Raw genomic sequence first — 12,083 nt, 5'->3', positions numbered from 1 at the left:
TCCTTAGAAGTCGAAGTCCGTGGAGAAGGAGCGCTTGAGCGTGTACGGCACGCTCTTGTACTTCTTCCACTCGCCGGTCTCGCCGATCGGCTCCGAAAGCCTGAACTCCACGCTCTGGTTGTTGGCCGCATCGGCGTCCTTGCTCAGGAGCAGACGCACACTCTGGAATCTATCGCGCCCCTCCGTGCTCTCGGCGTCGAAGAGCATCTCGGGCTCGTTGGAGATCAGTTGGGCGCCGAAGTAGAGGCCGGCGCGGAGCCTGCGTGCCACGCGCTGATCGGTGACCTCGGATTGTTGATAGAGCTTGACCACGACTTGACCGGTGGTGATCTTGTCGGACTCGGGATGGATGTCGACGTTGACCGACTCCACGGTGTTGGAGCGACCCTTATTGATCGAGATGACCGGCACCACGATCTCCTGCAGTGACGCTCCGCCGTGGACGAATTGGAATCCCGCACCTGGCTTCACGATCCGGCAGATCGAGTTTGGAATCTGCACCTCAAGATCGCTCGACAGTCCGATCTCTTCGGGCAGGAACAGCCGGAACGCGGCGTCCTCCTTCAACCCACGACCGAGGACGTACCGGCGGTTTTCGACCACAATCTGGTCGCCTTGCGGCTTCACGGTGAGGTTGAACTGCGGTGCGAGCTTCGACTCCTGGTACAGGAAGCCGTGATCGGCCGTGACGAAGATGTTCGTCGCGTTCGCGCTCGTCAGCTTCTTCACGATGTCGATGACCTCGTCGATCGCGTCCGCGGCTGCCTTGAATGTCCGGTGTTCCGACACGGCCTTGTCGCCTGTCGCGTCGATCGTGTCGTGATACACGTACAGCACCTGATGCGACGCGTAGAGGTCACGGCGCTCAGCCGGCTTCATCTTCACGAAGTCCGTGGCCTGGATCGCAGTCCCGCCGACCGCGGCGAGGATCTTGGAGCGATTCGCGGTTCCGTTTGAGGCCTGCCCGTCGACGAGCACCGGGTCGCCGTCAGCGGAGTGTGCGAGCGTCTTGTGCGGAAGCAACGAGGCCATCCCAAGTTGCGTGTAGCTCGGCAGATTACCGAGCATCGCCTCGATCCGGGCCTCGTACTTGTTCTCGCCACGGATCCTCGACGCGAGCTCCTCGGCGACCTCGTACCGCAGCGCGTCTGAGATGATCACGACGGCCTTCTTGCGCCCGCCCCGCATGAGGGGCGCGACGTGGTGCTCGTAGAAGGAACTCTGCGAGGTGATCGCGAGCGTCCGCCACTTCGCAACCTGGTCGAGCTGCTGCTGCCACGAGATCCCGAGCTTCGCAAGGAAGTCGGTGACATAGGCGTTCTCGATCTGCTCAGTCAGCGCTTCTAGCGGTTGTGTGAACTCCGCGGTCTTCGACGCGAGCGTGTACTGCCGGTACAACTGGTCGATTCGGAACAGATCGTCGCGGTAACGGGTGAATCCTTCATCAAACCCCGATAGATCGACGCGCGCCGAGCGGATTGCTGGGAGGAGTTCGGATGCTGCGCCAAGCGCCGCGTAGAGAGTTGCATAGTCGTCGAACCACACGCTGTCACGGCGGCGAGCACGGATCGTCTCGGCGATGTCACGCGGCGCCAGAGTCTGTGTCGCGATTCCCTCGATCAAGCGGCGGATGATCGCCCGCTCGCCCGCGTCGAAGATATCGGTGGTGACGAGCTCGGCGAGCGGAGCGTCGGTGGCGTGATCGACGTAGTCCAGGTCGACCTGTGCCTGACGCGCCAGCGTCTTCAGTGCCTTCACACTCTGCCGGTCGTTGCGGAAGCTGCGGAAGTCGATCTCGAGGTTGCGGGCCTTGTTTGACACCGTGGTGGCGAATCCGTCGCGCGCTTGCTTGAACATCCACAGCACGAAGCCGGCCACCGAAGGGGCGTCCGACTCGTACCCGTAGATCCTTGAAGCACCGGCCCAGTAGAAGTCAGTGAGGCCCTGTTTGGCGAGTGCATCGTATCCGGCGGAGTCGCCGGCGGCCTGCTGAATGAGGAGAGTTCGCGTCAGCTCTGAGAAGCTGTGCTCCTTCTGACCGACCACGGCCGCGCACATCTTCGCTTGAATGCGGGAGAGGTCATCGCCGGGGCTGAGCAAGGCCCTGAGTTTCGTGGTCAACTTCGCATTGCTGAAGAGGCCTTCGTGAGCGGCGATCAGTTCATCGGCGCCAGGAGCCGTAAGTCCCAGGTCTGCGCGAAGTAGCGCGCCCCGATCAGCGGTGAAGACACCAAACGCGAGTTCCAGATCTAGCAGCCAATTGCTGGTGCCCTGCGCTGGCAAGCCGCCGCGATAGATGAGGAAGCTCGCGTCCGGTTCACTGCGAAGCACCCGATGCTTGATCGCGAACTCATCATTCTCGACGCGAAGCACCGTCACGCCCGCGGGCACCTGGGCATCGACCTCAGCCTCGTATGTACGTGCTGGGTCCTGCCACACCACCACACGATGGTCTTTGAAGCGCGCATCGAGATGGGCGGATACCGACGTCGGGGCGCTCACTCCGCCGACTCCAGTCCGACGATCTTACGGACCGCCGGGTAGAACTTGGGGTAATTCGCCTTCACCCCATCGTCGAGGTCGATCGCGATCTGCTGGGTCGCTAGTGGGTAAAGGACGTCGTGCTCGTAGTCGCCCAGCTCCGCAAGCACCTTGCGCAGCCGGTCAGCTTCCTTCTGGTCCTTGATCGAACCCGCGGAACCCGCTTGGTCTGCGTTCGCGAGTGCGACCTCGAGCTTGGCTCGATACTCGCGTAGGTACTCGTTAAGAACGGTCGATACTGTCGACGGGTTGTAGCGGTGCACATAGATCAGCGCGTTGAACGATCCCTTGGGGCTGGAGAACATCCAGTAGATCGGCCGCTTCTTGTACCGCTGCACGTGGTCGTCGTAGAACTTCGACTTGCCGGACTTGGTAATGAAGTAGTCACGCAACGTCCGCACCCCGAGCGCTTCCTCGACGACGAGCAGGTTCTCCTCGAAATGCTCGGCGCCGAACGCGGCCCGCAGGAACTGACGGAATCGCTCCACTATGTCGTCCTCAAACCAGCCGTCGTCAACAAAGGGGATCACGTTGTCGGCATCGGGGCGCATCGTCGGCGATGGAACCTTCGCGAGGTAGTTCTCGAGCGTCGCGCCCTGGTCGGCGAGGATTAAGCCAGCTTGATCAAGACTGTAGCGCCCGAACATGCAGCCGACAGCGTATGAGACCAGTTCCTGAACCGCCCTGCTGAACGCAGACGCTCGCCTGGCGCTCGAGTCTGCGATGTCCGCGAAGGCCCATGCGGGGTTGCTCGTGAGCGTGACGTTCTCAAGCGGTACCGCCACACCCACGGCCTGGCTCAGCCCTAGAGCCGAAGCGAACGCTTCGTTGTTCTGTTTCTCGATTTCAGCCAGTTGCGCAGCACGCTCTTCGAATGCGAGGAGCGCGCTTTCGACGACGTTGGCCAGTCGCGCTGGTCGCGTGGTCGGAACCAGGCGGCTTTGGGTGAAGTCTCTGGAAACCTCTTGCTCGTCCCAGTCCGCTCTTGCCAACGCCCGCGCGGAAACTGCGAGTTCCTCCACGTACGCGAGGGGTACCGCGGCCGACCAAGGGAGGCTCGAGACATTTCCCGGCTGAAAATTGAGTGTCGGATTCAGCGCGCGAAGGAGGAAGTCAGCAACGCTCGACGACAGATAGGCAAGCAGGACTTCTGTAGATACTTGATTCCCGGATGGGAAGATCGCGGCAGACGGATCATTGAAGATGAACCCCAGCGGTTGGTAGCGCCCGGAGAACCTTCCGGAAGAGATCTTGGACCAGGTCACGCCAGGCTTGAAGATGTCCTCGAGGTTGAAGTTGTGAGCGAGCACTCGTGAGCCCGTGGGGTCCATCCGCGTCTGCAAAGTCCGGCCGTCGTGCTGCCAATCCACGACAACGCTGACATTTCCGTACCACTTGCGATACTCGCCACCCTTTGTCACTGGGAACCAGCGGAGCCCTGATTCCTGTGCCTGAGAGCGAGTGAGGCCGACTCCGATGCCGGCGTGGGAGACTTCAAACCACTCACGAAGGTACGAGTTATTGTCGCCGGTGATGAGCCCAATTCTTGTGTACGAAACCGACGAGAGGCTTACACCGGCGGCGAAGGCGGGGGCGATCTTCTCAGCGAGCCAGTAAATTAGTGGCTCTCCGGGGAGCCCGCGGAATGAACTCCGCTCAACCTGGAATCGGTTCGAAGACGTTGGGTTAGCGATGGCTTCAACAAGCGCCGAAGCCAGGGGGCGCTCGCGGGCACCGTCGACAAGTCGTATAAAAGTTGCGGATCGCCCGTCGCTGGGGCGGACGACGAAGGTATACGCGCAGATCTGAACCGTCGCCCCATCGAACCCGCCGAGGGGCAGCTCGATCAACGACTGAATGCCGTGGCGATCTAGGAGGAGCGTCCGCAGATGCGCGTGCGCGGAAATGTACATCCAGACGTTTGGGGACATGATGCCCACAAGTCCGCCCTCGGTGCCAAGGTCGGAGCACTGTTTTACGAAAGCTGAGAACAGGTCTGACTTGAAGTGTGTGTAGGTCTCCTTGAGGTAGTCCGCGAGTTGCGCTGACGCGTTCTTTACTCCCATGTAAGGAGGGTTGGCCACGACGACGGCGTACCCGGGTTGGAGGTAGCGAGCTTGGGAGATGACTCGCGCGACCTTGTCGATCGCGCTACCTGTGAGTAGGTCTCCATCCGCATCGAGAGACTCCAGCAAGTTGCCGAGACGAGCGAGCGCCCGCGCGTCTGGCTTGACAAGCGAGCCGAGTGTGTCCGCCATCTCGAACTGATTCCAGAAACGATCGTCGTCTACATGGCGCTTGCCCGCAGGCAGTATTCGGTCAAGCTCATCCGATTCGAACGAGATCTGCTCGATTACGCAGACCTTCGGCTGGACTTTCCTGTTCAAGAACGTCCGCACCTTTGCCCTGGCCTTCATGGTGAGAGCGAAAGCGGCAAGCGATCCCGCGCGAGGGTCAATCTCGGTCCCGTGAAGATTGTGGGTGAGGATCAGGCTTGGGATTTCTGAAGGCGCGTAGCCTGCCTCCTCATAGATTGCGTAGAGCAGATCAAAGGCGTAGGTGAGCATATGCCCCGAGCCGCAGGCTGGATCCAGCAGGGTCAACTCTTCAGGGCTACCGACACGCAGAAAGTCCGCATCATCCTCGATCGGCGCGATGAAGTACTCCATTTGGTCAACGAGTCGTGACTCTGGCCTGTTGAGCATCCACAGCCGCCCCAGTGAATTCTCGACGAGGTATCGGACGATCCAGTGCGGGGTGAAGAGCTGGGTGGCGGCGGGAATCTCGTCCGCGCCGGCCTTCTTGTTCTTCTTGAAGCCGGCGAACACCTCGTCTTTCCGCTCCGAGATGTAGAACTGGTAGAGCCAGCCAATGACCTCGACGTCGTCACAGACTTCTTCCGTGAGCACTTCGCGCGCCTTAGAGAGGATGGCGCCATCGGCGAGAAGTCCGGCGGGAACGAGGAGCTCGGTGTAGTCGCCTTCGCGTTCGAACATGAACGGCATCGATTTGTGCCAGAACCGGCAGTACTCGGTGAGGAGCAGTGAGTACGCCTCACCCTCAGCATCGGTGCTTCGACGGCTGCCGTCGAGGAGGCCCAGGATGGTCTGGGCGGTGATCTTGTTGATCACGACGTCTGTGTCGAGGCTTCCGCGCTTGGCCTCGGCCAGGATCTCCGGTTGGCCGTGTGCTTGGCCCTGGGCGGGCGAAACGATGCCCGCATCCGTGTAGCCTCGGGCGTCCATGAATCGCAGCGCGATGATTCGGTTGAACCACGTGTAGGCGACCTTGTCAATCACGTGCGCGCGGCCACGAGCGGTGATCTCGGCTTCGAGCTTCCGCACGACCTCGGGGCGTTCAGCGCGGGCGACGGATCCGGCAGTGAGTACCGCCGTCGCGCGGGCATCGACAGACGAGAGAAGGTCGCGGCGCGCTTGCGTCGCGAAACGTTCGAGGGGCTTGGTGTCCATACTGTTCTCGTCCTACAGCGTGATGCGCTTGTTGTCGTTGATAGCCGCGACCAGTGTCGTGCGGAGCTGATCGAGATAGCCGGAGACGTCAGCCGCGGTTTCCAACACTTGACCTGCGCCGGGGAGTTGCAATGAGCCGATCGACACGGTCTGCTTCGTCGGGACCGGGTCTGCCGGCGTATCGATGTCGGGGTCGTGGTCGGGATCCGGAGGCGGCGTGACTCGTGCGCTATGCAGTTCGTCAAGAATCCGCGGATACGTTGTCTCCGCGAACTGCGAGGCCAGGTTCTTGATCGAGGGGATCTGCGTTTCGCGTTGCACCCGGTCGAGAACAGCGTTTGCCGCGCGAGTCACCGACTGCCGTGCCGCTTCGCTGGCGTCTTCGTAAGCCTTGCTTCCGGGAACCTGCTGCCAGCGTTCATTGATGTCTGCTGTTGCGGACGCGCGCTGCGTCGCGATCGCTTCGCTCAATAGCGCTTCCAGAGATGTGATCGCGGCGCCCAGTTGGGCCGTCTTGCCGCCTCGGAAGATCTGTGCGTCCTCGAGAGCTGTCTCGACCGAGTCCGCGGCACCTCCTGGCAGGTACGGGAGATTTGAACGGTTCGACTGCATGAACATCGTTGCGTTGTCGTAGATCCCACGCTGCGCCCCGTTCAGGAACGCCTTTATCGGGTCGATGACGTTGTCTTTGGCGTCGAGGAGGTCGTCTGCGCCAGTGAAGTCGGTGACGAACCACTCGGGCTTATGCGCACAGAGATCGTCGAGCATCCGGATGGGGGCGTCGAGCTGTTCGATGAATGGGTATCCGGCGCCGGTGCGCAGCGCCTTCAGCTCGGCCAGCTTCGCGTCGAGGTGCTCCTTGCCTGCGCGGGCAAGTTCGCGGGCATCCTTCGAGACCGCCCCGTCGTCGGTGAACTCGATCACGAACTTCCGGAACGTGCTCACCACCTTGGGGTCGAAGTCCCGCTCGAGCGCGACGACCATGTGTGGGTAGTTCTGCGTGTTACGCAGCGCAGACGTGATCTCAGTCCGCGCCAGAATCTTCTGGTTGAGCTGAAGTTCGACCTTCGAATCGCCGGAGAGATAGCCCACCACCGCGGCGATCGACCACTGATCCCAGCCGTAGGGCTTGGTCGCGTACTTCTCGAGGAGTTGTTTCATCGTCACCTGGATGTGACGCTTTCTGCTCATCTCGAGATGGGCGAGCATGTCGTCGCCGGGCACCGCGAGAATGCTGGCGGTGTCATCGAACAGGCCACCATCGGGCGGGTTCACGAAGCTCGAAAGCTGCTGCTCGGTGAGGATCTTTCCCCCGAGCAGGGTGAGGTTCGAGTACGTCGCGGCGATGACCTTCTGGAAGCCGTCATTGATGCGGGTCACCGGGTCGGCCGAGCTGACGTCGAGCAAGCCGGCGTTGTAGATGAGGGTGGATTTTCCGACCGCAGTGCGGAGGCGCTCGACGATCTCCTTCTCGCGCTCCGCGTTCTGCGTGCCCTTGGTCTGCAGAATCGTCTGCTCGATCGAGGTGCGACTTGCGCCCTGTGCGCGCTTGACATACTTCTCGGTCTTCAGGAGCAGCCGCAGATCGGCGAGGATCCGATCGGTCTCCGGGGGGAGCACGACGCGAAGCTCGTCGAGGCCGGCGCTGTGGGCCTTGATCTGCTCCACACTGAATCCCTGCTCCGGACTGGTGAAGTGCAGCGACAGCTCATGCTGCTTGCTCATCGCCTGTCCATCGAGCTTGAAACCGATCGGAAAGTTCTGACCGTTCTTGCCGTAGACGATCTTGGTGGTCTTGATGATCGATCCGGTGAGCAAGTCGGAGAGCTTCTTGGTGACGTCGGAACTGTCGATGTCGACGTTCTTGATCTCCTGCTCGATCTTCTGCTCTTCGTTAGTCAGGTAACTGTAGATGTCGCCGTTGCGCTGAATGTAGGTCTGCGCTTCCAGCGCGGCGAGAGCCTCATTGACGTCCTTGCCGAGCTGGGCGAGGTCAGTACCGAAGCGGTCATAGACCAGCACTGTCAGGTTCCGTGGCGTCGCCTTGAACGTGTCGACGTACTTCACCAGGAACAATGCCTTGAGCAAGCGCACCGCGAGCGGAGGCAGGCTCGGGCTGCGCTCGGCGTCGTTGATCGCGCGCTGGTTCGCGGACTTCAGGGACGCTCGGATACCTTCAAACATCTGGTCGAACGAAGCGAGCTGACCAAGGGGCTTGTCAGTGAGGGAGCGGGCGACCTCCTGCACGACACCGAGCATGGACCGCTCGCCGACGGAGCTGTTGCGGCCTTCGAAGATGTTGTGATCGCTGATGCCCTCGATCGCTGATTGGAACAGCGGAAACTGGTAGCTCACGAACGGGTACGTGCCGACAAAGTGCTGCTGGTCCCGGTAGTTCGGGTAGTGCCGGCCCTCGACGAAGTCGAACAGGGTCTTGAAGTTCGCGTGCTCAGCCGAATAGATCGCCGCGACGTCGATCTTCGCGGTATCCGTCTTGTCAAGCAGACGCTTTCGAATGACCTCCTCGACATCCTGGCTGGTGAGCTTGAGGCGGTTCTTGAACCGGGCCTGGACGCGCGAGAAGTCGTTCGCCTGCGTCTTGGTTCTGTCGCCGCCGACCTTCTCCATGTCTTCCTGCGAGGTGACGAAGATCCACGCACGTCCCTTGCACTTGGTGGCGAGGGATTCTGCGATGGTCTGCAGATTCAGCATGAGCTGGGTGTTGCTGCCGATGAACTGGCCGACCTCGTCGACGAAGAAATTGAGCCGGTATCCGTCGGGCTGCTGGCCGAGCCACGCGGCGACCTCGTCGGCGAAGTCTTCGATGGAGACCGAGTAGTTGGTGCTGTACTGGCGGATGATTCCGGGGCTCTCGGCGCCGTTGACCTCGGCGAAGGCCTGATCGATGTGCCCGGCCTCGAGGGCAGCTTGTTCGCGACCCTGCGTCCACGAGATTCCAGCGATCCGCTCGAACGCCATCTTGAACGCGTCGTACTGGCCGCGCTCGTCGAGGTCGCTCTCGAAGCGGGCGATGTGTCCCTGGTTGCCGTAGTACCCGCGGGACTCGTCGAAGATCTTCACGAACACCTTGAGTAGCGCGTCGTTCTGATCCTTCGAGATCAGCGTGGCCTTCTGATCGATGTTGAACAGCAGGCTCTTCGCCGCGATGCGGTCAGCCTTGTCGATCAGCGCCGGGAGGAACGCGTCGTCAGCCTTGGCCTGGAACTGCGCCGAGACCTGGGAGCGCGGGTAGTTGTGCCCATCAATATCGCCGAGCAGGTGCGCGAGCATCTTCAGCAGGTGCGACTTACCGGAGCCGAAGAAGCCCGAGATCCAGACACCGTTGGCGTTCGTGTAGTTCGTGTAAGCCTCCAGCACATGCTCGAGACCCTTCGCAGCCTCGTTGGTGAGGACGTACTCTTCGACCTCGGTCGCGAGGTGCGAGGTGTCATCCGCCTTGATGACGCCTTCGATGGCGCGGCCGATCGGCTTGGCGAAGATCTCGTTGATCGCGACACTCTCGTTGACTGCCATGCTCACGCTTCCTGTTCCAGAATGTCCTTGGCCCGGTAATAGCTGTCGCTCGCGGTGAGGTTGAGTGCGCGCAACTGGTGGCCGTGTGCCTGAGTGAACTCGTACGTTCCCGGGAACCACGCCAGCATTGGACGCCCCGTCACGACGCTCTGTAAGTTCTCCAGCACCGTGTGGGTGCGGATGAAGGGAAACACCTCACCAAGGCCGGTGAGGAAAACGATGTCGCTCGGCTCGGCGTTGAGTCGAGCGCGGATCGCGGGGGCGAGGTGATCGTGCGGGTCCAGCATCCCCTGCAGCGTCTCGCGGAACTCTGCCTTGTCCATCTCGGGCTCCAGAGCCAGGACACGATCCCAGACACCGCGTTCCTGAAGGAGCTGGATCGCGAGGTCATAGAGATTGACATCCACAACGCTCAACCCGTCATCAGTGCGGAGCTTCGTGGTGACGCGATCGCGGAGGCCTTCGACCTCGACCGCCCAGGCGGGCGGGAAGTGGTAGATGAAGAACGGCACCTCTTTGGAGAGGCCTTCCATCCGCAGGAACCGCTCGCTGCGGAGCACGTTGTACACGTGCTTCTCGTCGCTCACGAGGCTTCGCTGGGCTGTGCTCATCGCGTCGCCTCCATGGTCAGCGTGGTCGGGAAAAACCGGATGTCGCTCGGCTCGCGCGCGGCTAGCACCCCTTGGACTCGTTCGGAGATGAGAGCGGGGATGATCGCGCCCGCTTCAGTGCGGAGGCCGGCTTCATGGAGCATCCGGAAGATGGTCTGGCGCAACTTTTCTCGCGTGGAGGGCTTGAGCTCGTCGAGCTCGGGATGCCACAGGCTCTTACCGGCCATGAATCGGTCGAAGTCCTTGGCGTCCACTGTCGGCGTCATCAGGAGGAATCGTTCGCGGAGCACTTCCTCGGCGAAGTCGCCGATGAGGTCGTAGCGGCGACAAGCGGCGGCCCACATCAGGTGGCAGCGCTCGGTGAAGCTCGCGTCAGCGAGGATCTCGAGCTCCGCGTCGTCGAGCGCGCCGAGGCGCTGAATCGTCTCCCTCGTTACGCGAACGCTGGATGAGTTGGTGCGTGCCTGCAGGAGGTTCCGCTCGACGACTACCTGGCGTACCGCGGCCCAGTCGCGCATCCGTAGGTACTCCGAAACGATCACATCCGCCTCACGGACCAGGAGTCCGCCGCTGGTGAACGACAGCGCATAGCGCTCGCGTGGCATCGCGGGCCTCCTCTCGAAAAAGGGCAGTGAATCAGCATAGTCCTGCGCGCAGTCCAGCTGTTTCGAGTTCGGGTGCACCGCCACTTCAAACGACGAAGTTTGTTGCGCCTGCGCTGGCCAACGCTCATCAACGCAGGATTGGGCTTCATCGGTTCCTTTACATGGAGCACCCGGGTTCAGAGGCCTAGGGCGTACCAACAGTGTCCCAGAGGCAAGTGGGACTAGGCGGGCGAAACCGTGACCCGCCTTTGGGGGCCAAACAACGAACACGCGTGGAGGTCTTTTGTGACAGCTCGCTACAGGAGGGTCCGTACCCACTCGGTGAGCGTTCGCACCTGCAGCAACTCGTCGTGTATGTCGTCCGCGTCGCTCTTGAAATGGGCGATGCGATTCCTCAAATCGCCGACTTCGCCGACCCAATCGACGACGACTTCCCGCGGGAGCGTGACACCTAGCTTCTTCCAGTTGTCCGGCTTGCTCAGGAAAATCTTGATCTCTCCAAGCGTCATCGCAGCCGCGCCAGTATCACCGTTCTTCTTGCCGTATCGGCTCGCGTCGACAAGCTCCGTCGAAGCAAACGTTTTGTCGAGCAACTGACGTAACTGCCGCTCGCACTCACCTATCTGCAGGAACGGGCGTGCGAGCAAATTAAACTGCAACGCGAGGTCTGTGGTTGTGACGATGCCAGAGAGCTTCCCGCGATTGCTGAAGACGAACACGTACCCATCATCGATAATGGCCGGGATCGCACTAAAGAGATCAGAATGCAGGTCTACACGTCGCGCAACGCGCATGCAGTCATTCGCTTTTGAGGGTGATCCAGCTACCGAGGCGCGCGCAATGCTCTCCCAGCTGATAGCCCCGCGAAGTTCGTTGCCAGCGGAGCTCATTACCGGAAGTTGCGAGTAGTCGTACCTAATCATCAACGCTTGCACTTCAGGTAGTGGAGTCGTTCGTTTGACAGACACAAGCTCGCACTGCGCAGATGGAATGACAGCGACTTCGAGCGAACCGTTCGAAGCAACCGGCGTGTCGTCCTCTGTCCACTGCGAAGTTTGCTCGGCATCAGTCATTCGGGTTCCTACTTCTCTGGCACGAGAACTGCGCTTAATCCTCGGCGACGACTGCCGACTCACTCAGCCTCGCGGCTTTTCATAAGGTCCGCGACCCCCGTTCGAGGCACTCCATTCGCGCAGTGTGCCGATTCAGCCCGAGCACACTCCAACTGGGGATTCCGCGTCCCGCCGCTCATTCGTAGCGTCGAGGTCACCCGGTCGGCGTCGACCGCGCATCCCGAGAGTCGAGACACCGTGACCGAACCC

Annotated in this window: 6 protein-coding genes; all 6 read right to left on the bottom strand. The window is 61.3% G+C overall.

Annotated elements, in window-relative coordinates; all coding sequences use genetic code 11:
- Positions 1-3: 3 nt before the first annotated feature.
- Entirely contained in the window at positions 4-2,502 is a 2,499-nt protein-coding gene (gene pglZ, locus GQQ92_RS10840; protein ID WP_156999274.1) for a BREX-1 system phosphatase PglZ type A, read from the bottom strand.
- Positions 2,499-6,011, bottom strand: coding sequence for a BREX-1 system adenine-specific DNA-methyltransferase PglX (gene pglX / locus GQQ92_RS10835; RefSeq protein WP_156999273.1), 3,513 nt, complete (start codon positions 6,009-6,011; stop codon positions 2,499-2,501). The genes pglZ and pglX overlap by 4 nt, the downstream gene beginning before the upstream one ends.
- A 12-nt stretch (positions 6,012-6,023) precedes the next feature.
- Complete coding sequence (gene brxC, locus GQQ92_RS10830; RefSeq protein WP_156999272.1) at positions 6,024-9,545, bottom strand: BREX system P-loop protein BrxC; 3,522 nt, start codon at positions 9,543-9,545, stop codon at positions 6,024-6,026.
- Positions 9,546-9,547: 2 nt separating this feature from the next.
- A complete protein-coding gene (locus GQQ92_RS10825; RefSeq protein WP_156999271.1) occupies positions 9,548-10,156 on the bottom strand; it encodes a DUF1788 domain-containing protein in 609 nt (202 codons plus the stop codon).
- On the bottom strand, positions 10,153-10,761 hold the full coding sequence (locus GQQ92_RS10820; protein WP_156999270.1) for a DUF1819 family protein: 609 nt from the start codon (positions 10,759-10,761) through the stop codon (positions 10,153-10,155). The genes GQQ92_RS10825 and GQQ92_RS10820 overlap by 4 nt, the downstream gene beginning before the upstream one ends.
- Before the next feature lie 296 nt (positions 10,762-11,057).
- Entirely contained in the window at positions 11,058-11,834 is a 777-nt protein-coding gene (locus GQQ92_RS10815; RefSeq protein WP_156999269.1) for a CBS domain-containing protein, read from the bottom strand.
- Between the last annotated feature and the right edge of the window lie 249 nt (positions 11,835-12,083).

Source organism: Agromyces terreus (assembly GCF_009749465.1).
GTDB classification, from domain to species: domain Bacteria; phylum Actinomycetota; class Actinomycetes; order Actinomycetales; family Microbacteriaceae; genus Agromyces; species Agromyces terreus.
The sequence above is the reverse complement of the archived record's forward strand: the minus strand, read 5'-3'. Positions and strand labels throughout refer to the sequence as shown.